Here is a 24,440-nt window from a genome sequence, read left to right as displayed (position 1 = left end):
TGTGTAAAAAAATAGCCTCCACCGCTTTCTCTGTATGCAGTGGAAGCTATTGTTCAAATAGCAAGCAGAAAACGCTCAGGTGGCGCGGCGGGCCAGCACCTCGAAGGCCGGCAGGGTTTTGCCTTCCAGCACCTCCAGAAAGGCACCGCCGCCGGTGGAGATGTAGCCCACCTGCTTCTCGATGCCGTACTTGGCAATGGCGGCCAGGGTGTCGCCCCCGCCGGCAATGCTGAACGCCGGGCTTTCGGCGATGGCGGCGGCAATGGTCTTGGTGCCGTTTTCGAAGGCGGCAAACTCGAACACACCCACCGGACCGTTCCAGACGATGGTGCCCGCGGACTTGAGCTGCGCGGCCAAGGCCGCGGCGGTCTCGGGGCCGATGTCCAGAATCAGGTCGTCGTCGGCCACCTCGGTGGCCTTCTTCACCGTGGCCGGTGCATCGGCGGCAAAGGCCTTGGCCACCACCACGTCGGTGGGGATGGGCACGTTGGCCCCGCGGGCGGCCATGGCGTCGATGACGGCCTTGGCTTCGCCCACCAGATCGGCCTCGGCCAGGCTCTTGCCGATCTTCAGGCCCGCAGCCAGCATGAAGGTGTTGGCAATGCCGCCACCCACAATGAGCTGGTCCACGTTCTTGGCCAGGCTTTGCAGGATGGTCAGCTTGGTGCTGACCTTGCTGCCCGCCACGATCGCAGCCAGGGGTCGCTTGGGGTTGGCCAGGGCCTTGCCAATGGCGTCCATCTCGGCGGCCAGCAGCGGGCCGGCGCAGGCGATGGGGGCCGTTTCGGCAATGCCGTAGGTGGTGCCTTCGGCGCGGTGGGCGGTGCCAAAGGCGTCGTGCACGAACACGTCGCACAGCTTGCCCAGCTTGGCGGCCAGTTCGGGGCTGTTCTTCTTTTCGCCCTTGTTGAGGCGGCAGTTTTCCAGCATGACCACTTCGCCGGGTGCGCAGACAAAACCGCCATCCACCCAGTTGGACACCAGGCGCACGGGCACGCCCAGCAGCTCGCTCAGGCGCGTGGCCACGGGGGCCAGGCTGTCCTCGGGCTTGAACTCGCCCTCGGTGGGGCGGCCCAGGTGGCTGGTGACCATGACGGCGGCCCCGGCGTCCAAGGCCATCTTCACCGCGGGCACGCTGGCACGGATGCGGGTGTCCTCGGTGATGTGGCCGTTGTCATCCTGGGGCACGTTCAGGTCGGCGCGGATGAACACGCGCTTGCCGCGGGCAAAGCCGCTGGCAATGACGTCGGAGAAACGCAGGAACTTCATGCCGCGCTCCGATCAGCGGGAGACCACGCGTGCCATTTCCAGGCACTTGTTGGAATAGCCCCACTCGTTGTCGTACCAGGACACGACCTTGATGAAGGTCTTGTCCAGGGCAATGCCGGCCTCGGCGTCGAACACGCTGGTGCAGGGCTCGCCGCGGAAGTCGGTGGCCACCACCTTGTCTTCGGTGTAACCCAGCACGCCCTTCAGGGCGCCTTGGCTCTGGGCCTTCATTTCGGCGCAGATGTCCTTGTAGTCGGCTTCGCTGTTCAGCTCGACGGTCAGGTCCACCACCGACACGTCGGAGGTGGGCACGCGGAAGGACATGCCGGTGAGCTTCTTGTTCAGCTCAGGAATCACCACGCCCACGGCCTTGGCGGCACCGGTGGAGCTGGGGATGATGTTTTCCAGGATGCCGCGGCCACCGCGCCAGTCTTTGTTGGAAGGGCCGTCCACGGTCTTTTGCGTGGCGGTGGCGGCGTGCACGGTGGTCATCAGGCCGCGCTTGATGCCCCACTTGTCATTCAACACCTTGGCCACTGGCGCCAGACAGTTGGTGGTGCACGACGCATTGGAGATGATGGTCTGACCGACGTAGGTGGCGTCGTTCACGCCGAAGACGAACATGGGGGTGTCGTCCTTGCTGGGGGCGGACATGATGACCTTCTTGGCCCCGGCGTCGATGTGCTTCTGTGCGCCTTCCTTGGTCAGGAAGATGCCGGTGGACTCGATCACCACGTCGGCACCGACTTCGCCCCACTTCAGTTCGGACGGGTCCTTGACGGCGGTCAGGCGGATCTTCTTGCCGTTGACGATCAGGTTGCTGCCGTCCACGCTGACTTCGCCCTTGAAGCGGCCATGCACGCTGTCGTACTTGAGCATGTAGGCCAGGTAGTCGGGTTCCAGCAGGTCGTTGATGGCCACCACCTCAATGTCGGAAAAGTTCTGGACCGCAGCCCGGAACACCATGCGACCGATGCGACCGAAACCGTTGATGCCTACTTTGATGGTCATGTTTGCTCCTCAAGACAAGAATGAAAAAACAAGAATGAAAAACGAAACCCGAAATCTGGCGTTACACCGAGGTTACCAGTACAAACCCGCACATCGCTGACGGGCCAGACGCACCGAGCAACCCCGAAACCCGCTGAGTCACACCGCCTCAGCCTTGAAAAAAAACCGAAAAATCATCCACCACCCGATCAGGCTGGCTGGCCTCGATTGGCTGACCGAGGTTGTAACCGTATGGTAACGCCCACACCGCCACCCCCGCGTTGCGGGCGGTGGCCACGTCCACCGACGAATCGCCCACAAACAGCGCCTGCTCGCGGCTGACGCCAAACCCCTCCAGGCAAGACAGCACCCCGGCGGGGTCGGGCTTGCGGATGGGAAAGGTGTCCCCACACACCACCCGGTCCAGCAAGGGCGTGAGGCCGTGGGCGTCCAGAATCACCTGGGTGTAGGCCGACTCCTTGTTGGTCACCACCGCCAACCGCGTGCCCGCCGTGCGCAGTTGGGCCAAGGCCTCGCGCACATGGGGGTACAGGCGGCTGCGGCTGCCGCAACGTGCCAGGTAGCGACGGCCAAACACCGCCATCACCCGCGGCACTTGGCCGGACTGGTGCACGGCCTCTTCCGTGAGGCCCTGCACCTCGGCACAGGCGCGCACCATCAGCGATTGCGTGCCGTGGCCCACCCAGCTGCGCACCTGCTGCTCGGTCACCGACGGCAAGCCCAGCTCGGCCAGGGTGTCGTTGACGCCATCGGCAATCTCGGCGGCGGTGTCGATGAGCGTGCCGTCCAGGTCGAACAGCACAGCGCTGAACTGGCCCCCCACGCTCCCGCAGGTCGCTGCCCTCCCAAGGGGGGTTGCCCCGCCTTGGGACGGCCCGGCGGCGGTGCGCTGGTGCGTCACTTGCCCACCAGTTCGCGCACGGCGGCCACCACCGCGTCGGTGGTGATGCCGAAGTGCTTGTACAGGTCCTTGGCGGGGGCGGATTCACCGAAGGTGGGCATGCCAATGACCTTGCCGCTGCGGCCCACGTATTTGCGCCAGAAGTCGGGGTGAGCCGCTTCGATGGCCACCGCGGGCAGGTTCAGCGGCAGCACCGCGTCCTGGTAGGCCTGGGGCTGGCGGTCGAACACGTTGGTGCTGGGCATGGACACCACGCGGGTGCTGATGCCTTGTGCGGCCAGCGCGGCATGCGCTTCCATGGCCAGCGAGGTTTCCGAGCCGGTGGCCAGGATCACGGCCACGGGGTTGACCCCCTCGGCCAGCACGTAGCCACCCTTGCGGATGCTGTCGGCTTGGGCGGCTTCGGTCAGGCGGGGCAGGTTCTGGCGGCTCAGGCACAGGGCGCTGGGGCCGTCCTTGCGCTCGATGGACGCAGCCCAGGCCACCGCGGTTTCCAGCCCGTCGGCGGGACGCCACACGTCCACACCGGGGATGATGCGCAGCGAGGGCACATGCTCGATGCTCTGGTGCGTGGGGCCGTCTTCGCCCAGGCCGATGGAGTCGTGGGTGAAGACGTGGATCACGCGCTGCTTCATCAGCGCGGCCATGCGGATGGCGTTGCGGCTGTAGTCGCTGAAGGTCAGGAAGGTGCCACCGTAGGGGATGAAGCCGCCGTGCAGTGCCAGGCCGTTCATGATGCCGGCCATGCCGAACTCACGCACGCCGTAGCTCAGGTGGTTGCCCCAGGTGTCCACACCGGCCTTGACGCAGCCCTTGAAGTTGGTGAGGTTGGAGCCGGTCAGGTCGGCGCTGCCGCCGAAGAACTCGGGCACCAGCGGGGCCAGGGCGTCCAGCGCGTTCTGGCTGCTCTTGCGGGTGGCAAAGGCGTCGGGCTTGGCGGCGATGGCGGCCAGCACCTCGGGCAGCTTGTCGGCAAACGCGGGCAGCAGTTCACCCTTCATGCGGCGCTCGAACTCGGCGGCTTCGGCGGGGAAGGCGGCGCGGTAGTCGGCGAAGGACTTGTTCCAGGCGGCTTCGGAGGCCTGGCCGCGGGCCTTGGCGTCCCAGGCGGCGGCGATGTCGGCGGGAATCTCGAACGGGGCGGCCGTCCAGCCCAGGGCTTCGCGGGTGGCCTGGATTTCGGCGGCCCCCAGTGCGGCACCGTGCACGTCGTGCGTGCCGGCCTTGTTGGGCGAACCCTTGCCGATGACGGTCTTGCAGCAGATCAGGGTGGGCTTGCCGTTGGCGTTTTCGGCCTGGGCGCGTGCGGCACAGATGGCGGCGTCGATGGCGGCGGCGTCATGGCCGTCCACCGCCGGGATCACGTTCCAGCCGTAGGCTTCGAAGCGCTTGGGCGTGTCGTCGGTGAACCAGCCTTCCACATGGCCGTCGATGGAAATGCCGTTGTCGTCGTAGAAGGCAATCAGCTTGGACAGGCGCAACGTGCCCGCCAGGGCGCAGGCCTCGTGGCTGATGCCTTCCATCATGCAGCCGTCACCCAGGAAGGCGTAGGTGTAGTGGTCCACGATGCCGTGGCCGGGCTTGTTGAACTGCGCAGCCAGCAGCTTTTCGGCCAGGGCAAAGCCCACGGCGTTGGAAATGCCCTGCCCCAGCGGGCCGGTGGTGGTTTCCACTCCGGGGGTGATGCCCACTTCGGGGTGGCCCGCGGTCTTGCTGTGCAGCTGGCGGAAGTTTTTGATTTCTTCCATCGGCAGGTCGTAGCCGGTGAGGTGCAGCAGCGCATAGATCAGCATGGAGCCGTGGCCGTTGGACAGCACAAAACGGTCGCGGTCGGCCCAATGCGGGTTGGTGGGGTTGTGGCGCAGGTGGCGGTTCCACAGCACCTCGGCGATGTCGGCCATGCCCATGGGGGCTCCGGGGTGGCCGGATTTGGCTTTCTCGATGGCGTCGACAGACAGGATGCGGATGGCGTTGGCCATCTGGCGGGCCATTTCAGGGGTGGGGGCGGTCATGGGACGGAGGGCCTTTCGGGGGATGGGTATTCGGCGTGGGCGCTGGGGCTGCGAAATCACAGGCCCAGGGCGCGTTTGCGACGCTCCATCATTCGCCAGATGAACGGGGTGAAGATGAGCTGCATGGCCAGCTCCATTTTGCCGCCTGGCACCACGATGGTGTTGGCGCGGCTCATGTAGCTGTTGTCGATCATGTTCAGCAGGTAGGGAAAGTCGATGCCTTTGGGCTTGGCAAAACGGATGACCACCATGCTCTCGTCCGCACTGGGAATGTCGCGTGAAATGAAGGGATTGGAAGTGTCCACCATGGGCACCCGCTGGAAATTGACGTGCGTGTGCTCAAACTGCGGAACGATGTAGTTTACGTAGTCCGGCATGCGACGCAGGATGGTGTCGGTCACCGCCTCGGTGCTGTAGCCGCGTTGGGTCTTGTCGCGGATGAGTTTCTGTATCCATTCCAGATTGATCACGGGCACCACGCCAATCAACAAATCGGGGTAGCGGGCAATGTCGTGCTCCGCGGTTTTGACGGCGCCGTGCAGGCCTTCGTAGAACAGGATGTCGGTGTCCGGCGGCAAGACCTCCCAGGGGGTGAAGGTGCCCGGCTCCTGCTGGTAGGGCGCGGCCTCCTCGGCGTTGTGCAGGTACTTGCGGCTGCGGCCCGTGCCCGATTCGGCGTAGCTCTTGAACAGGCCCTCCAGCTCGCCAAACAGGTTGTTGTCCGCCCCGAAGTGGCTGAAGTGCTTGTTGCCCTCGGCCTCGGCCTGGGCGGCGCGACGCTTCATTTCCTGGCGGTCGTGGCGGTGAAAACTGTCGCCTTCGATGATGGCGGACTTCAAACCCTCCCGGCGGAAGATGTTCTGGAAGGTCTTGGTGACGGTGGACGTCCCCGCGCCCGACGAGCCGGTGATGGCGATGATGGGGTGGCGTTCAGACATGGCGGTCTCCTGGCAGTTTTACAAACTTTTTTGGCACCTAGCGCTTTATTTGAAAGCGCAGGAAGCTATTCAATCAATAGCATCCACAAGCCTCAATCGCGGAACAGGCTGCGCTCGTTGAACAGCGGGCTGGCCGCTTCGGCGCAGGGCTGGGGCTCGGCGTGGTAACGCTCGATGCGCTCCACCTCGTGTTTGCTGCCAAACACCAGGCCAATGCGCTGGTGCAACGACGTGGGCTGCACACTCAGCATGGGCTCGCGCCCGGTGCTGGCGCGGCCCCCGGCCTGCTCCATCACCATGGCGATGGGGTTGGCCTCGTACAGCAGGCGCAGGCGGCCGGGCTTGCTGGGGTCCTTGGTGTCGCGGGGGTACAAAAACACGCCGCCGCGCATCAGGATGCGGTGGGCCTCGGCCACCATGCTGGCAATCCAGCGCATGTTGAAGTCCTTGCCGCGGGGGCCGGGTTTGCCGACCAGGCATTCGTCCACATACCGCTTGACCGGCGCCTCCCAGAAGCGGCTGTTGGAGGCGTTGATGGCAAATTCGTGCGTGTCAACCGGCACCTGGATGTGGGGGTGCGTCAGCTTGAACTCGCCCAGGCTGGGGTCCAGCGTGAAGCCGTTGACGCCATTGCCCACCGTCAGCACCAGCATGGTGGTGGGGCCGTAGATGGCATAGCCCGCAGCCACCTGCCGGGTGCCGGGTTGCAGAAAGTCGTCCACCGTCACGTCGCGGCCACTGTCCACCACCGCCTGCGGCGCCCGCAGGATGGAGAAAATGCTGCCCACCGACACGTTCACGTCGATGTTGCTGGAGCCGTCCAGCGGGTCGAACACCAGCAGGTACTTGCCGCGAGGGTACTGGGCGGGGATCTGGTGGGGCTGCTCCATTTCCTCCGACGCCAGCCCGGCCAGCGTGCCGCCCCATTCGTTGGTGCGGATGAACATGTCGTTGCTGATCACGTCCAGCTTCTTTTGCACCTCGCCCTGCACGTTGGTGCTGACGGCCTCGGCCTCTCCGGTGTGGTTGCCCAGCATGCCGCCCAGCTCGCCAAAGGCCACTGCCCGGGCAATGGCCTTGCAGGCCAGGGCCACGTCCAGCAGCAAGGCGTTGAAGTCGCCACTGGCTTGCGGGTAACGGCGACGCTCCTCGATGAGGAACTGCGTCAATGTGGAGCGTTGAGACAAGGGCATGATCACCTCGGGCAAGAACAAAAAGACAACACCGTCCCCTGCCCCGCCGCAGCGGGGCATGAAAGTCGAAAACCAGTGAGTGGTGCGAAGCCGGTGGTCCGGCTCAGGCCGTCAGACCGTCAGGCGGTGGCCGCCGCGGCGCGCAGGGCCTGCATCACGCCACGGTAGCCGCCATCGGCATCGGGTGAACCGAACACGGCGCTGCCGGCCACGCAGGTGTCGGCCCCGGCGCGGACGATCTCGGCAATGTTGTCCACCTTGACGCCACCGTCCACCTCCAACCAGATGGGCTGGCCGCCTTCGGCTTGGTGGGCGGTGATGCGCTGGCGCACGGTGCGCAGCTTGTCCAGCGTGCTGGGGATGAACTTCTGCCCGCCAAACCCGGGGTTGACGCTCATCAACAGCACCATGTCCAGCTTGTCCATCACGTGGTCCAGCACATGGACCGAGGTGGCGGGGTTGAGCACCAACCCGGCCTTGCACCCGTGGTCGCGAATCAGTTGCAGCGTGCGGTCCACGTGGCGGCTGGCCTCGGGGTGGAAGGTGATGATGTTGGCCCCGGCCTTGGCAAACAGCGGAATGAGCGCATCGACCGGCTCCACCATCAGGTGCACGTCAATCCCGATCTTCACGTGCGGGCGGATGGCCTCACACACCAGCGGGCCGATGGTGAGGTTGGGCACGTAGTGGTTGTCCATCACGTCAAAGTGCACCAGGTCGGCCCCGGCGGCTTCAATGGCGCGCACTTCCTCGCCCAGGCGGGCAAAGTCGGCGGACAGGATGGAGGGGGCGATGCGAACGTTGGAGCTCATGGAAAAACCTGCAATGAATGCGTGAACAACAGAGGGTGGAGGGGCTGAATTGTCACTGAACGCCCGCCCCCACCGCCTCGGCGTGCCAGCTGCGCACATGGGCCAGCCCCACCTGGTTCAGGTCGGGCACCACCCGCAAGGCTTGGCCAAAGTCGTGGTGCCGCGTGAACGACGTGGGCGTGATGACCGTGGCCAACCCCGCCGCCGTGGCCGCCTGCAGGCCATTGGCCGAATCCTCAAACGCCACGCAGGCCGAAGCGGGCAGCGCCAGGGCCGACAGCATGTGCCGGTACACCTGCGGGTGTGGTTTCTTGAGGGGCGCGGTGGAGGCGTCGCCAATGGCCACAAAGTGGCTGCGCCAGTCCACGCCAATGGCACGGCGCAGCAGGGCCGCGATGTTGACGGGCGAGGTGGTGGTGGCAATGGCCAAGCGGATGTTGGCGCGCAAGGCTTCGTCCATCAGCCGCAACACGCCGGGGCGCAGGGCCACCGCCCCATCGTTCACGGCCTGTTCGTAGGCTGCGGTCTTGACCTGGTGCAGGCGGTCGAGGGTGTCGCGCACCCCCGCGCCGCCAATGTCCTTCAGGTGGGGGTTGACGCTGCGCCAGTGGTGCAGCATGCGCTCCTTGCCCCCGGAAATGTCCAGCAACCGGGTGTACAGCGCCTCGTCCCAGTGCCAGTCCAGCCCCTCTTCGGCAAAGGCGTGGTTGAACGCCGCCAGGTGGGCCCGCTCGGTGTCGGCCAGGGTGCCGTCCACGTCAAAAATCAAGGCTTGCAGCAGGGTCATGGCCACGTCCTGTGAAGGGGTTGAAGGTCGTTGAAGCCAACTGTAAGCACAGGCGAAAGTAAGGTAAATTCACATTTACTTTATGCTCGATTCAGGTATTGCTGAATGAAAAACGCCACCTTTCGCCAACTGCGTGTGTTCAGCGAGGTGGCGCGCCACCTCAGCTTTGCCCGCGCCGCCGAGGCCCTGCACCTCACGCCGCCCGCGGTGACCATGCAGGTCAAGGAGCTGGAAGGCCATGTGGGCCTGCCCCTGTTCGAGCGCAGCGGGCGCCAGGTGGCCCTGACCACCGCGGGCGAGTACATGCTGGTCTACGCCCGCAAGATGCTGGCCACGCTGAAAGACGCCGAGGACATGGCCGCCCGCCTGCAACAGGTGGAGGCAGGCACGCTCACCATCGGCATGGTCAGCACCGCCAAATACTTCTTGCCGCGCCTGCTGGGCGAATTCCAGCGGGAGCACCCGGGCGTGGAAATCCGCCTGGCCACCGGCAACCGGGAACAACTGGTCAAGCTGCTGCAAGGCAACGAGGTGGACATTGCCGTCATGGGCCGCCCGCCGCGCGAGCTGGCCACGCGTGCCGAGCCCTTTGCCGCACACCCCCATGTGTTCGTGGCCCCCACCGACCACCCGCTGCTGAAGTTCGGCCACCCCACGGTGGAAAGCCTGCGCCCCCATGGTTTCATCGTGCGCGAACGGGGTTCCGGCACCCGCGCCGCCATGGAAGCCTTTTTGGACAAGCACCGGCTGGAGCCCCGGGTGGTGATGGAAATGTCCAGCAACGAAACCATCAAACAGGCCGTGATGGCGGGCATGGGGCTGAGCTTTCTGTCCCTCCACACCATCGGGCTGGAGCTGGAGCACAAGCTCATGGCCAAACTGGACGTGGAAGGCACCCCCATCGTGCGGGCCTGGAACGTGGTGCACATGCTGTCCAAAATGCTGTCGCCTGCCGCGGAAGCCTTCCGCTACTTCATGCTGGAGCGAGCCGAAGGCCACCTGGCCCGCATTTACGGCCCGCTGGTGTCGCTGCCCGGCGATGCACCAAGCACACACACACCCTGAGCCTCAAGCGCCCACCCACGGTGCCGAACGCACCACACAAACGCAAATCCTTGCCACAAATCGCCCCAAAATCAGCCGCAAACACCAAATTGGCGCGTTAATTGCTTTTCTTTGGTGCACGCACTTCGTCATCCGTTCATGGCGGTGGAGTGCACTGTTTTGAACCACAACTCACCAATTCAAGGCATTGATGGATATGGATGCACTAAAACAAGGCACAGACGCACTGTTCATTCTGTTGGGAGGCATCATGGTGCTGGCCATGCACGCCGGGTTTGCGTTCCTGGAGCTGGGCACCGTGCGCAAAAAGAACCAGGTGAACGCCCTGGTCAAGATCCTGGTGGACTTTTCGGTCTCCACCATCGCCTACTTTGTGGTGGGTTATGCGGTGGCTTACGGCACCCACTTCTTTGTGGGGGCTGAGCAGCTGGCCCAGAAAAACGGCTACGAGCTGGTGAAGTTCTTCTTCCTGCTCACCTTTGCCGCCGCCATCCCCGCCATCATTTCCGGTGGCATTGCCGAACGGGCGCGCTTTTGGCCCCAACTGATGGCCACTGCGGTCATCGTGGGTGTGGTGTACCCATTCTTCGAGGGCATTGCCTGGAACCAGCACTTTGGCGTGCAGGCGTGGATCAAGGACCTCACCGGGGCGGAGTTTCATGACTTTGCGGGTTCTGTGGTGGTGCATGCGGTGGGCGGCTGGATCGCCCTGCCCGCAGTGCTGCTGCTGGGCGCACGGTCCAACCGCTACCGCAAGGACGGCGCCATGTCGGCCCACCCGCCGTCCAACATCCCCTTCCTGGCCTTGGGAGCCTGGATCTTGTGCGTGGGCTGGTTTGGCTTCAACGTGATGAGCGCCCAGACCGTGGACAAAATGTCCGGCCTGGTGGCCGTCAACTCACTCATGGCCATGGTGGGCGGCACGCTCACCGCCCTGGTGGCGGGCAAGAACGACCCCGGCTTTGTGCACAACGGCCCGCTGGCCGGCCTGGTGGCCGTGTGCGCCGGCTCCGACCTGATGCATCCGCTGGGTGCCCTGGTGGTGGGTGCAGTGGCTGGTGTGCTGTTTGTGGTGATGTTCACCTGGACGCAAAACCGTTGGAAGGTGGACGATGTGTTGGGCGTCTGGCCCTTGCACGGCCTGTGTGGCACCTGGGGCGGACTGGCCGCGGGCATTTTCGGCAGCACGGGCTTTGGCGGCCTGGGTGGGGTGAACCTCATCGCCCAGGCCATCGGCACCGCATTGGGCGTCACCTGGGCGCTGCTGGGCGGCGCGGTGGTGTATGGCACGCTGAAAGCCACCGTGGGGCTGCGACTCGATCAGGAGGCCGAATTCGACGGTGCCGACCTGAGCATTCACCGCATCAGCGCCACACCCGACCGCGAAGCCAGTTGGTGAACCCTGTTGCATGATGGCGGGCATGAGCACTCAAACCGTGGACGACCGCCTGACCGCGCTGGAAATCAAAGCCAGTTATGCCGATGACCTGCTGGACACCTTGAACACCCTGGTGGCCCGCCAGCAAGACCAGATCGACCGGCTGACCCATGAAGTGACGCAGCTGCGCCAGCAACTGGCGCGGCAGGCGTCACCCGGCGAATTTCGCAGCCTGCGCGACGAGTTGCCGCCGCATTACTGAATGGGTCACATGCCCAGCGAACGCAGCAGTTCGTCGGTGTCGGATGCGTCCGCGGGCGGGGGCACGGGCGCGCCACCTCCGGCGGGCGAGGCGGCCACTTCGGCCATGACCTGGTCGGGCTCGGGTTCGGCCTGGGGCTCAAAGTCGTAGAGCTTGATGAACTCGGTGTGGTCCATCGCCAGCTCCAGGTAAAAAATGTGGTTCTTGCCGGTGTAGAACGTCACGCGCCGGGCCTCGGGCTTGTCGAGGTTGGCGTCCACACTGAGCTGCACCTGCTTGTTCAACACCAGCATCTTGGGTTGGTTTTGCGTGATGTGGGTCTGCAGCTCGCGCCGCACCTTGCTGGTGAAATCGCCCAGCACCTGGTTCATCAGCTCGCCCATGACGTTGCTGACCTCGTCCGAGGTGTAGGAGCTGGCCAGTTCGTCACGCGGCATGCCCATGCTGACCATGTAGTTCTGGTACATCTCCATGGCGGCGGCACCGGAGAAGTTCAGGATCACCAAGCCGGAAAACCCGCCGTCGAACAACACAAAACAGCCAATGTCGGGCTTGAGGCAGGTTTTGGAGATGCGCTGCACCATGCCGGAGTACTGGATTTGCGTGTGTGTCGCCACGGTCAGCACCTTGGTGACCGAGTTGCACAGGCTCATCAGCACATGCTCGGTGCCATGGGTGGTGGACGGATCTTCGTGAAGAAGGGGAGACATTGCGGTGAACTCAGGTGGAGGGAACAGAAGGGCTTAATGTAGCCCTTTGCCACCCCGTCCCCCACCCTTCGTGACCCCTGCGCAACAGCCAGGCTCAGGCCACGCCCAACTTTTGCCGCCAGCCCGGGTACAGGCGGTCGGCATCACCCGGGAACGATTCGAACGCCCGCGCAAATTCGCGGTGTTCCTGGGCCCACTCCACAGGGTCGGCCCCGGCCTTCCAGCACTCGTACGACTGGCGCAGGGAGATCGCCCCGGCGGCCGGGCTGTCGATGTGCCCGTAGGCCCCGCCACCCGCGGTGTTGATGACGTTGCCATGCCCCAGGTTTTCGAAAAAACCGGGCAGGCGCAAGGCGTTCATGCCCCCCGAAACGATGGGGGCCGTGGCCTTGACCCCATCCCACCTCTGGAAGTAGACCGGCCCCTGGCATTCGTCGCGCTCGATCATGTAGGCAATGACCTTGTCGTCGCCCTCACCTTCCATCTTGCCGTAACCCATGGTGCCCACATGGATGCCCGAGGCCCCTTGCAACCGACTCATCTTGGCCAGCACAAACGCGGTGTAGCCCCGCTTGGAGCTGGGCGAGGTGACCGCCCCATGACCCGCCCGGTGGTAGTGCAGAAACTGATTGGGGTACTGCCGCCGCACCGTGGTGACCATGCCCGGACCGCCCACGTAGCCATCCACCAGGAAGGCCAGCTTGTTGGCATCGGGGCCGAACACTTCCAAGGCAAAGTCGGCCCGCGCCAGCATTTCGTGGTGGTCGTCGGCGGTGATGTTCATCGAAAACAGCTTGGCCTGCCCGGTCTCGTCCATGGCACGCTTCATGGCGTCGTACACCAGGGGGATGGTCTTTTTCAGCGGTGCAAACACCTGGTTGCCCTGGGGTTCGTCGTTCTTGATGAAGTCGCCGCCCAGCCAGAATTCATACGCCGCCTGGGCAAAGGGCTCGGGACGCAGACCCAACTTGGGCTTGATGATGGTGCCCGAGATGTAGCCCCCGTCTTGCACCGGACGCCCCAGGATGCGCCACAGGTCCTGGAGGTTGGTGGCCGGGCAGTCGAACTGGCGGATCACCTCGGGCGGCACCCAGAAGTCGATCATCTTGGCGTGTTCGATGTCCCCCATGCCCTGGTTGTTGCCAATGGTCAGCGTGAGGAAGGACACCAGCATCATGCGCCCGTCGATCACGTTGCGATCAAAGAGGGCCAGCGGATAGGCAATGCGCATGTCCTCGGTGGCTTCGTCGATGTGGTAGACCAGCGCATCCACCCCTTTGGTGAAGTCGTCGGTGGTGCACACCGCCACGTTGGTGCCCGTGGACGACTCGGCAGCGAAGTGGGCCGCGGCTTCCAGGTAGCCATGCCCGGCCTGGGGCTTCATCTTGTAGGCCACCAGGATGTGCTGTCCCGCCTGCATCAGGTCTTGCTCGTTCAGGCTCAGGTTGGCGTAGCGGCTGCTTTGGTCCATGCGGGTCTCCATCAGAAGGTGTGGTCGATGGCTGCGATTGTTGGCCCGTCAACAAATAAGCAAAAGTAAAATGTTTTGATCGTTATGTTTTACCTTTGTAAACCATTTTGAACCTCCGTCACGTCACCCTGCACCAGTTGCGCATCTTCCTGGCGGTGGCGCGCCAGGGCAGTTTTGCCCGCGCCGCGGAGGCCTTGCACCTGACACCCCCCACCCTGTCGCTGCAGGTCAAGCAGCTGGCAGACACGGTGGGGCAGCCGTTGTTCGAGCAATTGGGCAAAAAAATCTACCTCACCGCTGCCGGTCGCACCCTGGCCGACGCCTGTGCCGACCTGGAGCGGCGCATGGACCAACTGTCGGACGACCTCGCCGCTTTGCAGGGGGTGGAAAAAGGCAGCCTGAAGCTGGCCATTCTCACCACGGTCAAGTACACCGTGCCCAAGCTGCTGGGGGGGTTCTGCGCGGCCCATCCGGGCATCGAGGTGGCCATGGTGGTCGGCAACCGGGAGAACCTGCTGCAACGGCTGGCCCAGAACCAGGACGACCTGTACATCATGGGGCAACCGCCCGAGCAGATGGACGTGCTCAGCGAAGCCTTCGGGCAAAACCCATTGGTGCTGGTGGCCCCGCCGCAGCACCCCCTGGTGGGGCAGGCCGCCATCGCCCCCACTCGGCTGGCGAACGAGCCGTTCATCCTGCGCGAACCCGGCTCAGGCACGCGCCTGACAGCCGAGCGCTTTTTTGCCACCCACGGCGTCACCCTGAAGAACCGGCTGGAGGTGGGGAGCAACGAAGCCATCAAACAGACCGTGGCCGGGGGCTTGGGCCTGGCGGTGCTGTCGGCCCACACCGTGGGGCCCGAGCTGGCACTGGGTGAACTGGCCCGGCTGGATGTGCAGGGTTTCCCGCTGGTGAGGCACTGGCATGTGGTGTACCCCCGCGGCAAGCGCCTGTCCGCCGCGGCCCTGGCCTTCAAGGATTGGTTGTTCGCTCACCGTCCGGGTGAGCCCCCTGCTCACGGCGGATGAGCACGCGGTCGATGCGGCGGCCATCCATGGCCTCCACCTCGAAACGCCAGCCGCCCCAGTCCACCGTGTCGCCGCAGGCCAGCAGGTCACCGGCCACCGTCTGCATGAGCCCGGCCACGGTGTTGTAGCGGCCCTTGTCCTCGTCGGGCAGGTCCACCAGGTCCAGGCGAGCCTTCAACTCCTGAGCAGGCATGGCCCCATCCACGCGCCAAGAGCCATCGGCTTGTGGGGTGGCCCAGGCGTCCACCGCGGTTTCGGGTTGCAGTTCGCCGGTGATGGCCTCCAGCAGGTCCAACGGCGTGAGCAAACCCTGAACCACGCCGTACTCATCCACCACGAACACCATGCGCATGGCCTGCACACGGAATTGCTCCAGCAGCTCCATGCCGGACAGGGTTTCGGGCACAAACACCGCCGTTTGCACATGGGCACCCAGTGGGGTGGGCTCATCGCCCGAAGCCAAGCCCTGCCGGGCATGCACCTGCATCAGCTGGGCCACATGGATGACCCCGACCACATCGTCCAGCCCCCCACGGCAAACCGGGTACCACGAATGCCCCCACTGCCAGGCGCATCGCAGGGCATCGGCCACGCTGTCCGCGGCCTCCAGCCACTTCACGTCGGCCCGAGGCACCATGATGGACCCAAGCTGTCGGGCATCCAGCAAAAACACGTTGCGCACCATCTGGTGCTCGTGGGCCTCGATGATGCCGGCGTCCACCCCTTGCTCCAGGCTGGCGGCAATCTCTTCTTCGGTGACGTGCTGCACCGCATTGGTGTCGATGCGCAGCAGGCGCAACACCCCCGACGTGGTGACCGACAGCAGCGCCACAAAAGGCCTTGCGCCGCGGGCCACCCAGTTCATGGGCCGCGCCATGTGCCGCGCCACCGACTCGGGGTACAGCTGCCCGATGCGCTTGGGCACCAACTCGCCAAACACGATGGTGACAAAGGTGATGATGACCACCACCACCGCGGTGGCCGACACCTCGGCGGAACGGCCCGACCATCCCCACACCTCGAACACGGCCGCCAACGAGTCGCTGAACGCGGCCTCGCCCACGATGCCGTTGAGCATGCCGATGGACGTGATGCCCACCTGCACCGACGACAGGAACTGGGTGGGCCGGTCCATCAGGTCCAGCGCCGCGCGGGCGCCTTTGTCCCCCGCTTCGGCCAGGGCCTGCAAACGGGCCTTCTTGCTGGCCGCCAACGCCATTTCGGACATGGCAAATGCCCCGTTGAGCAGGGTGAGAAAGACGATGAGAAGGGTATCCATAATCAGGGCATGGCACTTTACATGATGGGCGACATCCAGGGCTGCCGCCCCGCCCTGGACCGGTTGTTGGACACCGTGGGCTTTTCCCCCAGCCGCGACACGCTGTACCTGCTGGGCGACCTGGTGAACCGGGGTCCCGATTCGTTGGGCGTGCTGCGCTGGGCCAGCACCCAAGGCGACGCCGTGCGTTGCGTGCTGGGCAACCACGACCTGCACCTGCTGGCAGTGGCGGCCGGTGCGCGGCGCCTCAGCAAAAAAGACACCCTGGCCGACATCCTGGAAGCCCCCGACCGAGACGCCTTGCTGCACTGGCTGCGGCAACAGCCGTTGGCCCGGCTGGCCCACGGCTGGCTGATGGTGCACGCTGGGGTTCTGCCGCAGTGGACCACGTCAGAAACAGTAGCACTGTCACAAGAAGCAGAAAGCGCAAGCAACCATTTTGACACTGAATTTTTGAGCCACATGTACGGCGACGAGCCCCCGCAATGGCACCCCCAACTCACGGGGCAAGACCGACTGCGGGTGATCGTCAACGCCTTCACCCGGCTGCGGTTTTGTGATGCGCAGGGGCGCATGGAGTTCGACACCAAGGAGTCGGCCGACCAAGCGCCCGCGGGGTACATGCCCTGGTTTGACGTGCCCCAGCGCCAGACCGCCGGGCAACCCATGGCGTTTGGCCACTGGTCCACGTTGGGCGAAACGCATCGCGCCGACGTGCTGCCGCTGGACAGCGGCTGTGTCTGGGGAGGCTGCCTCACCGCGGCACGCCTGGGTCCGGGGGAGGCGGGGGTGGGCAACGTCGAGCGCATCAGCGTGCGCTGCAAACAGGCCCAAAAACCGGGCAAAGAAAACAAAACACCCAAGTCGTGACCATGGACGGCTGCAGGGCCTGACGGGCTCGGCCCTCAGGCCCCGTGGCCTCGCAGAGCCCCTCTCACCTGCCCGAGCACGTTGCCACGGTCAAACCGGAGCATCACGCATCGACCATCGGTTGCTGCTCAGGTTGCGGCTGTGCCAGCGAAGGCTCGGGCGACGCAGGTGCGGCCACCACCGGTTGCGAAAACAGCGCGGCCACCCGTTTCTTGGGCTTGATGTTGGCCGAAAAGGCACTGCGCCCCGTGGTGGCCTTGGGTGCGGCCTCCCAGCTGGGCTGGGCGTCAGCCGCCACGGTGGGCTCGTAGGGCTTGTCAAAGAACGGGTCGTGGGACACCCGCGGGGCCACCGACCGTGGCGGGCGGCTGGAGCGAGAGGCCCGCTCATCGTCCTCATCCCGCCCACGGCTGCGGCGGGCAGGGGCATCGTCGTCGGAACGGCCCCAATGGCGCTGGCCATCGTTGTACCGACCGGCAGACGGCCGCACATCGGCGCTGGCCAGCTGGAGCGGCTCCACCTCGGCCTTTTGTTTGATGAGCTTTTCGATGTCGGCCAGCAAGCGGGCATCGGACGGCGTCACCAGGGACACGGCCACGCCCGAAGCACCCGCCCGACCCGTGCGGCCGATGCGGTGCACGTAGTCTTCGGCGTTGAAGGGCAGGTCGAAGTTGAACACCGCCGGCACGTCCTTGATGTCCAGACCGCGGGCGGCCACGTCGGTGCAGACCAGCAGGTCCACCGCACCGGACTTGAAGGCTTCCAACGCCTTCAGGCGCTCGTCCTGCGATTTGTCACCGTGCAGTGCCGCGGTGCGCAAACCCTCACGCTCCAGAGAGCGGGCCAGGCGTGCACACCCCAGCTTGCTGTTGACGAAGATGAAGGCCTGCTTCAGGCCGCGCTCCTGCAACACATGGTGCACGGCACGGCGCTTGTCTTCGTCGGACACGCCAATGAAGCGCTGCTCCACCGTGGAGGCGGTGGTGTTGGCCCGCGCCACCTCGATGGTGACCGGGTCTTGCAGGTAGCTGTTGGCCAGCCGCTTGATTTCGGGCGAGAACGTGGCCGAGAACAGCAGCGTGGTGCGCTGCTTGGGCAGGTAGCTGAGGATGCGTTGCAGGTCGGGCAGGAAACCGATGTCCAACATGCGGTCCGCCTCGTCCAGCACCACGTACTCCACCTGATTGAGCACGCAGTTCTTGGCCTCGATGTGGTCCAGCAGACGGCCCGGCGTGGCCACCAGCACTTCGACACCGGCCTTGAGTTCCAGCGTCTGGGGTTTCATGTCCATGCCACCAAACACCACGGCGCTGCGCAGGTGGGTGTACTTGGCGTACAGCTTGACCTGCTGGGCCACCTGATCGGCCAGCTCACGGGTGGGCAGCAGCACCAGAGCCCGCACCGGGTGCCGCGCGGGCGAGGTGGAGGCGTTTTCGTGCTTCATCATCCGCTGCAACAACGGCAGCGAAAAGGCCGCGGTTTTGCCGGTGCCGGTCTGGGCGGCGCCCATGACGTCGCGGCCCTGCAGCACCACGGGAATGGCCTGGGCCTGGATGGGGGTCATGGACTCGTAGCCCATTTCGGCCACGGCCCGCGACAGTGCGGGCGCCAGAGAAAGTTGGGAAAAAGATTCGCTCATGTACCGCGTATTGTCTCACCCCGCTGCACCAGGGCCTCAAATTCCTCTGCGGGCACGGGACGACCAAAGAAATAACCCTGACCATAGTCGCACCCCAACACCTGCAAGGCACGGCGGTTGACCTGGGTTTCCACCCCCTCACCCAGGGTGCGCAGCCCCAGGGAACGGGCCATCTGGATGACGGCCCGCACGATGGCCGCGCCGTCGGGGTCCACGGTGAGGTCTCGCACAAACGACTGGTCGATCTTGATCTTGTCCACGGCCAACCGCCGCAAGTAGGCCAGGCTGGAGTAGCCGGTGCCAAAGTCGTCGATGGCCAGTTGCACGCCCTTTTGCTTCAGGCGCTGGATGACAGCCATCACCTCCTCCGGCTGGACCATCAGCGTGGATTCGGTCAGTTCCAGTTCCAGCCGCTTGGGGTCGCACCCCGACAGCTTGAGCGCGTCCGCCACCTGCTGCTCCAGCAAGCCCTGGCGAAACTGCATGGCCGACACGTTGACCGCCACGCGGATGCGGCTCAGTGGCGGGGAGGACCAGCGGGCCATCTGCTGACAGGCCTCGCGCAGCACCCATTCGCCAATTTCGGCGATCAGACCCGTGCTTTCAGCCTCGGGGATGAAGCTGCCCGGGGGCACCAAGCCCACCCCCGGCCGCTCCCAGCGCACCAGGGCCTCGGCCCCGATGATTTCGCTGGTGCTGAGGTTGACCAGCGGTTGGTAGTGCAGGCGCAACTCGCCCCGCTTGGCGGCTCGGGACAAATCGCCCACCAGGGCCATGCGATCACGCCCGCCCTGGTTCATGTGTTCGGTGAAAAACCGCACGCAGCGCCGCCCGGCTTCCTTGGCCTGGTACATGGCCGACTCGGCGTTGTTCAGCAGGGTGTCGAAATCGCGCCCATCCGAGGGGAACACGGCCACGCCCAACGAGGCCGACACCACCACTTCACGCTGGTCCACCACAAACGGATCGGCCAGCGCCACGAGCACGCGCTGGGCCATGAGCCGCAGGGAATGGGCATCCGCCTTGGGGAACAAGAACACAAACTCGTCGCCGCCCCGCCGACTCACGGTTTCGGTGGCCGCCGTGACCGACACCAGGGCACGGCTGATCTGGCGCAGCAGCTCGTCGCCGCCCACATGCCCAAGGGAATCGTTGACCAGCTTGAAATGGTCCAGGTCCAGCACCAGCAAGGCCATCTGATGCCCGCCCACCTGGGCTTGCGCAATGGCCTGACCGGCACGGTCCCGCAGCAGCACCTGGTTGGGCAGGCCGGTGAGCTGGTCGAAACTGGCCAAGCGCATGGCCCGCCGCTGGGCCGCCTTCTGCATGGACAGGTCGGCAAACGTGGCCACGTAAAACAGCAGCTCGCCCGACACCACGTCGCGCAAGGCCTGGATGCGCAAACGCTCGGGGTAAATGGCGCCATCCTTGCGGCGGTTGAGCACCTCGCCTTCCCACTTGCCGGTGCGCTCCAGCGTGGCCCACATGTCGGCGTAGAACGCTGGCGAGTGTTTGCCTGAGGTCAACAGGCTGGGCGACTGGCCGATCACCTCCCGTTCCAGGTAACCCGTGACACCCTCGAACGCCGGGTTGGCCGCCACGATGCGGTTGGTGGCGTCGGTGACAAACACCGCGTCGTGCGTGACATCCCACACCGTGGACAACACCAGCAGCTGCTGGCGCAGCAACTGGGCCGTGGCGTCGTCGATGACAGGTTCGTCCGACTGGACACGGAACTGCTCCATCAGCCCCATGGACTCGGTGCGGTCTGACGACTCCGACGCCATCTCTCAGGCCTTGGGCAAGGTCACACCCACCTGCCCCTGGTACTTGCCGCCGCGGTCCTTGTACGACACGTCGCACACCTCATCGCTCTCGAAAAACAGCACCTGTGCGCAGCCTTCGCCCGCGTAGATGCGTGCGGGCAAGGGTGTGGTGTTGGAAAACTCCAGCGTCACATACCCCTCCCACTCGGGCTCGAACGGGGTGACGTTGACGATGATGCCGCAGCGGGCATAGGTGCTCTTGCCCAGGCAGATGGTCAGCACGTTGCGGGGGATGCGGAAGTACTCCACCGTGCGCGCCAAGGCAAAACTGTTGGGGGGGATGATGCAGCTGTCGCCCTGGAAATCGACAAAACTCTTTTCGTCGAAGTTCTTGGGGTCCACCACTGTGCTGTGGATGTTGGTGAACACCTTGAACTCGGGGGCGCAGCGTATGTCGTAGCCATAGCTGCTGGTGCCGTAACTGATGATGCGCTGGCCATCGGCCTCTCGCACCTGTCCCGGCTCGAACGGCTCGATCATGCCGTGTTGTTCGGCCATGCGGCGTATCCACTTGTCACTCTTGATGCTCATCCGGGGCTCCTCTGGCGTGCATTGTAGGCACGGCTCATCCGTCAATCGGTCTCGGCCAGGTGAACCCGCGCCACCGCACGGTCATCGCCCAGGATGATGAAGGCAAACAGCCATTCGTCCAGGCTCTGCGCTGCCGCCGTGCGCCGGGCCAACAGAGGGGTGGCCTTGGGGTTGAGCAGCACAAAGTCGGCCTCGCAGCCGGGCTGCAGGTTGCCGCACTGCCCGCCCAGGCCCAGGCCCCGGGCCGCGCCGTCGGTGTGCAGCCACCACAGGTGCGAAGGGGCCAGGCTCAGCCCCGTTTTCAGGACCCCGCCCTGCTCCAGCGCCATGCGCCCCACAAAGTAGGCGGCCTTCATGGTCTCGAACGGGCTGAACGAGGTGCCACCGCCCACATCGCTGGCCAGGCCATGCAGGTGCTGCGTGCGTTCGGCGGCGGCAAAGTCAAAAAAGCCACTGCCCAAAAACAGGTTGCTGGTGGGGCTGACGGCGGCGGCGGTGCCGGTGTCGCGCATCAGCGCCCGATCGGTGTCATTCAGGTAGATGCAGTGTGCGTACACCGCACGCTCGCGCAGCAGCCCGAAGCGGTGGTACACGTCCAGGTAGCTGCGGGCCTGGGGGTAAAGCGATTGCACCCAGGCGATTTCGTCTCGGTTTTCCGCCACATGCGACTGGATCCACACCCCGGGGTGCGCCGCGGCCAACTCCCCCGCGCCGTGCATCTGGGCGTCGCTGCAAGTGGGTGCAAAACGGGGGGTGATGGCGTAACCCAGCCGCCCTTGGCCGTGCCAACGCTGCAACAGCGCCTCGCTGTCGAGCAAGCTTTGCTCGGCCACGCTGCGCCCCGAGCCTGCGGGCACCGGGTTCAACAGCGCGTCGGGCGCGTGGCGGTCCATCAGGCACAGGCCGGTGATGAGGCGCCCTCCCCGCGCCTGGGCGCGGCCAAACAGCGCTTCCACCGAATTGGGGTGTGAAGTGGCGAACGCCAACGCGGTGGTGACCCCATGGCGCTGCAACTCGTCCATGAAGGCATCGGCCACCCCTTGCGCATGCGCCGGGTCGGCAAACCGGGTTTCCTGCGGAAAGGTGTAGTGCTCCAGCCAGGGCAGCAAGCCGTCGGCGGGGGACCCGATCACGTCCAGCTGGGGGTAATGAACGTGCAGGTCCACAAAGCCGGGGGCCAGCAGGTGGTCGGGCCAGTGCTCGACGGGAACGCCGGGATGCTGGGGCAGCAGCGTGCGGGCGTCGCCCGCGGCCTTCACCCGCCACAGGTGGTTGCTGTCGCGGGCCAGCACCAGCAAGCCGTCGGGGTCGTGGACGGCCTGCCCGTCGTCGTCAAACCGCAACAAAGGGGCACGAAACGCCTTGAGAGGCATGGAAGCATTGAATTCGGTCATGGCGACAGTGAAGCACGCAAACCCTGTGCCCGCGTGGGTTGGGGGTGAATAGGCCGCATACGCGCCGCCATATCCCCAGGCCCCACGCACAGGGGTTTTTTGATAAGTTTGATAACACCTCACCCAAAAACCGGGCGAGAAATGGGCAAAATAGCCATTATTTGCTGCATTTGCGACTGAATGAACCGCCCCACACCGCCGGACACCCCCACCGACACGCTGACCACCCGCGAGGTGGCCCTCCAACTGGGGCTGGCTGTGCGCTCGGTTCAACTGATGGTGGACCGGGGCGAGTTGCAAGCCTGGAAGACATCCGGCGGACACCGCCGCATCCTGGCCCAATCGGTGAAGGACTGGCTGGCCCGCCAACCAGGTTCCCTGCCCACAGGCCCCGCCGCCCGGCGGCGCGCCGACGACGCGACCGGCCCCACCGTGCTGTTGATCGAGGATTCCTCGCACTTCCAGCGGGTGCTGCGCCTCATCATCGAAAAAACCCACCCCGACGTGTTGCTGCACCTGGCCAGCGATGCCGTGGTGGGGATGGCCATGTGTGGGGCGCTGAGGCCCGACGTCATCATCGTGGACCTGCTGTTGCCGGGCGTGGACGGTGCGGCCCTCATTGCCAGCCTGCGCTCGCAGCCCCATTTCGAAGGCATGCAGGTGCTGGTGGTCACCGGGCTGGACGCCACCGACCGTGCGCCGTACGAATACGCGCTGACCGGCATCACCGTCATCGAAAAAACCGAGGTGACCCAGCGCCTGCCCTCGGCCCTGGGGGCCTTGCTTCAGCGCTGAACGCCGCGGCCACCTCAAGGGCTGAGGTGGCCCAGCACGCCTTCCACCAGCCAGTTCATGGCCAGGATCTGCTCGTCCGACAGGGTCTGCCCCCGCTCGATCACCACCTTGCCCTGGTTGTCACGCACCGGGGCCGCAAGGGCGTGGAACGGGTGCAGACGCCCCGAGGCAATGTCCCGCTGGCGGGCCAGCACCTCACCTTGCACCATGCGCGGCACCTTGGGACCGAAGGCGTCCACGCGGACCATGCCCTCCTTCACCCCGCCCCACAGCCGGGTGCTGGCCCAGCTGCCGTCACGCACCGCCTGCACACGGCGGGTGTAGTAGTCGCCCCACTGGTGGGTCACGGCCAGCACCTGGGCGTCGGGGGCGGTCTTGCGCATGTCGGAGTGGTAGGCCACGGCCAACTTGCCGCGCTCCTGGGCCGCAGCCATCACGGCGGTGGAGCCGGTGTGGAACACCAACACCTCGGCCCCCTGGTTCATGAGGGACATGGCCGCATCCCGCTCACGGGGCGGGTTGAACCACTCTCCCAGCCACACCACACGCACCTGCGCCGCCGGGTTGACCGACCGCATGCCCAGCGTGAAGGCGTTGATGCCCTGGATCACCTCGGGAATGGGAAACCCGGCCACATACCCCGCCTGCGTGGCCATGCGCCCTGCCGCCACGCCGGCCAGGTAGCGCCCCTCGTAATACCGGGCGTTGGCCACGGCCACGTTGGGCGCGGTCTTGTAGCCGGTGATGGACTCGAACTTCACCTTCGGGAACTCGGCCGCCACCTTCAGCGTGGGCTCCATGTAGCCAAAGCTGGGGGTGAAGATGATGTCGGCCCCGCCGCGGGCCAAATCGCGGATGACACGCTCGGCATCCGGCCCCTCGGCCACGTTCTCCACAAAACGGGTGACCACCTGCGGGGCCTGACCGGGCTTGTTGAGCGCAGCCTCCACCGCCTTGCGGGCGTCGTCGTGCTGGCGCGTCCAACCGGCGTCGGTGATGGGTGAAACGTACACAAACGCCGCCTGCACCGGGGCCTTGGACGGCGCAGCCGTGCCCTGGGCCAGGGCGGAAGGGACAAGGGAAATGGAAAAACTGGCGGCCACGACCGTGGCTGCGAGGTTTTTGTACATGGTGTTCCTCTACATGGCTTGCAGACAAAGAAATCCCGCCAGGCAAGCTCCGGCGGGTGGGGCATTTTAAGGGGATGGCCATGGCGGGCTTACAGTGGCCCCAACATGCGCACGCCGCTCGCAACGGATCCAGCCGGGT

22 protein-coding genes are annotated in these 24,440 nt (G+C 65.2%); 6 read left to right on the top strand and 16 right to left on the bottom strand.

Going from position 1 to position 24,440, the window contains the following annotated elements:
* Positions 1-75: 75 nt before the first annotated feature.
* The 8 genes from ACYVB7_RS12415 to ACYVB7_RS12380 form a co-directional block, all read right to left on the bottom strand.
* Complete coding sequence (locus ACYVB7_RS12415; protein WP_460508055.1) at positions 76-1,269, bottom strand: phosphoglycerate kinase; 1,194 nt, start codon at positions 1,267-1,269, stop codon at positions 76-78.
* 12 nt (positions 1,270-1,281) lie between these two features.
* Positions 1,282-2,280: a type I glyceraldehyde-3-phosphate dehydrogenase gene (gene gap, locus ACYVB7_RS12410; RefSeq protein ID WP_460508053.1), complete on the bottom strand. Its 999-nt coding sequence runs from the start codon at positions 2,278-2,280 to the stop codon at positions 1,282-1,284.
* Positions 2,281-2,428: 148 nt separating this feature from the next.
* Entirely contained in the window at positions 2,429-3,082 is a 654-nt protein-coding gene (gene gph, locus ACYVB7_RS12405; protein WP_460508050.1) for an HAD family hydrolase, read from the bottom strand.
* 95 nt (positions 3,083-3,177) lie between these two features.
* The gene (gene tkt, locus ACYVB7_RS12400) at positions 3,178-5,193 is read right to left on the bottom strand and encodes a transketolase family protein (protein ID WP_460508048.1); all 2,016 of its coding nucleotides are present in this window, start codon (positions 5,191-5,193) and stop codon (positions 3,178-3,180) included.
* A 56-nt stretch (positions 5,194-5,249) separates the two neighbouring features.
* Complete coding sequence (locus ACYVB7_RS12395) at positions 5,250-6,131, bottom strand: phosphoribulokinase (protein ID WP_460508046.1); 882 nt, start codon at positions 6,129-6,131, stop codon at positions 5,250-5,252.
* A 92-nt stretch (positions 6,132-6,223) separates the two neighbouring features.
* Complete coding sequence (locus tag ACYVB7_RS12390; protein WP_460508044.1) at positions 6,224-7,324, bottom strand: class 1 fructose-bisphosphatase; 1,101 nt, start codon at positions 7,322-7,324, stop codon at positions 6,224-6,226.
* Between the two features lie 119 nt (positions 7,325-7,443).
* Complete coding sequence (rpe, locus tag ACYVB7_RS12385) at positions 7,444-8,136, bottom strand: ribulose-phosphate 3-epimerase (RefSeq protein WP_460508041.1); 693 nt, start codon at positions 8,134-8,136, stop codon at positions 7,444-7,446.
* Positions 8,137-8,188: 52 nt separating this feature from the next.
* Positions 8,189-8,923 carry an HAD family hydrolase gene (locus ACYVB7_RS12380; RefSeq protein WP_460508039.1) on the bottom strand — a complete coding sequence of 245 codons (735 nt, stop codon included), beginning with the start codon at positions 8,921-8,923 and terminating at the stop codon, positions 8,189-8,191.
* A gap of 105 nt (positions 8,924-9,028) precedes the next feature.
* Here ACYVB7_RS12380 and ACYVB7_RS12375 point away from each other — a divergent pair, with 105 nt between their 5' ends.
* The 3 genes from ACYVB7_RS12375 to ACYVB7_RS12365 all read left to right on the top strand — a co-directional run bounded on the left by ACYVB7_RS12375 (position 9,029) and on the right by ACYVB7_RS12365 (position 11,628).
* Positions 9,029-9,988 carry a LysR family transcriptional regulator gene (locus ACYVB7_RS12375; RefSeq protein ID WP_460508037.1) on the top strand — a complete coding sequence of 320 codons (960 nt, stop codon included), beginning with the start codon at positions 9,029-9,031 and terminating at the stop codon, positions 9,986-9,988.
* 196 nt (positions 9,989-10,184) lie between these two features.
* Positions 10,185-11,387, top strand: a complete 1,203-nt coding sequence (locus ACYVB7_RS12370) for an ammonium transporter (protein WP_460508035.1) — start codon at positions 10,185-10,187, stop codon at positions 11,385-11,387.
* A gap of 22 nt (positions 11,388-11,409) precedes the next feature.
* Positions 11,410-11,628 carry a SlyX family protein gene (locus ACYVB7_RS12365; RefSeq protein WP_460508032.1) on the top strand — a complete coding sequence of 73 codons (219 nt, stop codon included), beginning with the start codon at positions 11,410-11,412 and terminating at the stop codon, positions 11,626-11,628.
* Between the two features lie 5 nt (positions 11,629-11,633).
* Here ACYVB7_RS12365 and ACYVB7_RS12360 read toward each other — a convergent pair whose 3' ends face one another.
* Together ACYVB7_RS12360 and ACYVB7_RS12355 are read right to left on the bottom strand one after the other, a co-directional pair.
* Entirely contained in the window at positions 11,634-12,338 is a 705-nt protein-coding gene (locus tag ACYVB7_RS12360; RefSeq protein ID WP_460508030.1) for a DUF3334 family protein, read from the bottom strand.
* A 94-nt stretch (positions 12,339-12,432) separates the two neighbouring features.
* Complete coding sequence (locus tag ACYVB7_RS12355; RefSeq protein WP_460508028.1) at positions 12,433-13,809, bottom strand: ribulose-bisphosphate carboxylase; 1,377 nt, start codon at positions 13,807-13,809, stop codon at positions 12,433-12,435.
* Positions 13,810-13,916: 107 nt separating this feature from the next.
* On the opposite strand from ACYVB7_RS12355, the gene ACYVB7_RS12350 reads away from it, so the two are divergent.
* Positions 13,917-14,837, top strand: coding sequence for a LysR family transcriptional regulator (locus tag ACYVB7_RS12350; RefSeq protein ID WP_460508026.1), 921 nt, complete (start codon positions 13,917-13,919; stop codon positions 14,835-14,837).
* Here the strand turns inward: ACYVB7_RS12350 and ACYVB7_RS12345 are convergent.
* Entirely contained in the window at positions 14,782-16,116 is a 1,335-nt protein-coding gene (locus tag ACYVB7_RS12345; RefSeq protein ID WP_460508024.1) for a hemolysin family protein, read from the bottom strand. The two genes, ACYVB7_RS12350 and ACYVB7_RS12345, sit on opposite strands and share 56 nt — an antisense overlap.
* A gap of 9 nt (positions 16,117-16,125) precedes the next feature.
* On the opposite strand from ACYVB7_RS12345, the gene ACYVB7_RS12340 reads away from it, so the two are divergent.
* Positions 16,126-16,986: a diadenosine tetraphosphatase gene (locus tag ACYVB7_RS12340; RefSeq protein WP_460508022.1), complete on the top strand. Its 861-nt coding sequence runs from the start codon at positions 16,126-16,128 to the stop codon at positions 16,984-16,986.
* Between the two features lie 103 nt (positions 16,987-17,089).
* On the opposite strand, the gene ACYVB7_RS12335 is transcribed toward ACYVB7_RS12340, so the two are convergent.
* The 4 genes from ACYVB7_RS12335 to guaD are packed head-to-tail and all read right to left on the bottom strand — an operon-like array spanning position 17,090 to position 22,376.
* Positions 17,090-18,625 (bottom strand): DEAD/DEAH box helicase, encoded by a 1,536-nt coding sequence (locus ACYVB7_RS12335; protein ID WP_460508020.1) that lies wholly within the window; start codon positions 18,623-18,625, stop codon positions 17,090-17,092.
* Positions 18,622-20,412 (bottom strand): putative bifunctional diguanylate cyclase/phosphodiesterase, encoded by a 1,791-nt coding sequence (locus ACYVB7_RS12330; RefSeq protein ID WP_460508018.1) that lies wholly within the window; start codon positions 20,410-20,412, stop codon positions 18,622-18,624. Before ACYVB7_RS12330 ends, ACYVB7_RS12335 begins: the two co-directional genes overlap by 4 nt.
* Positions 20,413-20,415: 3 nt before the next feature.
* The gene (gene dcd / locus ACYVB7_RS12325; RefSeq protein ID WP_460508016.1) at positions 20,416-20,982 is read right to left on the bottom strand and encodes a dCTP deaminase; all 567 of its coding nucleotides are present in this window, start codon (positions 20,980-20,982) and stop codon (positions 20,416-20,418) included.
* Between the two features lie 41 nt (positions 20,983-21,023).
* Positions 21,024-22,376 (bottom strand): guanine deaminase, encoded by a 1,353-nt coding sequence (gene guaD / locus ACYVB7_RS12320; protein WP_460508014.1) that lies wholly within the window; start codon positions 22,374-22,376, stop codon positions 21,024-21,026.
* 180 nt (positions 22,377-22,556) lie between these two features.
* Between guaD and ACYVB7_RS12315 the strand changes: the two genes are divergently transcribed.
* Complete coding sequence (locus tag ACYVB7_RS12315) at positions 22,557-23,171, top strand: response regulator (RefSeq protein ID WP_460508012.1); 615 nt, start codon at positions 22,557-22,559, stop codon at positions 23,169-23,171.
* 14 nt (positions 23,172-23,185) lie between these two features.
* On the opposite strand, the gene ACYVB7_RS12310 is transcribed toward ACYVB7_RS12315, so the two are convergent.
* Positions 23,186-24,301 (bottom strand): BMP family ABC transporter substrate-binding protein, encoded by a 1,116-nt coding sequence (locus ACYVB7_RS12310; protein ID WP_460508010.1) that lies wholly within the window; start codon positions 24,299-24,301, stop codon positions 23,186-23,188.
* Between the last annotated feature and the right edge of the window lie 139 nt (positions 24,302-24,440).

The organism is Hydrogenophaga soli, from assembly GCF_054777695.1.
This window is presented reverse-complemented; position numbering and strand designations above follow the sequence as displayed.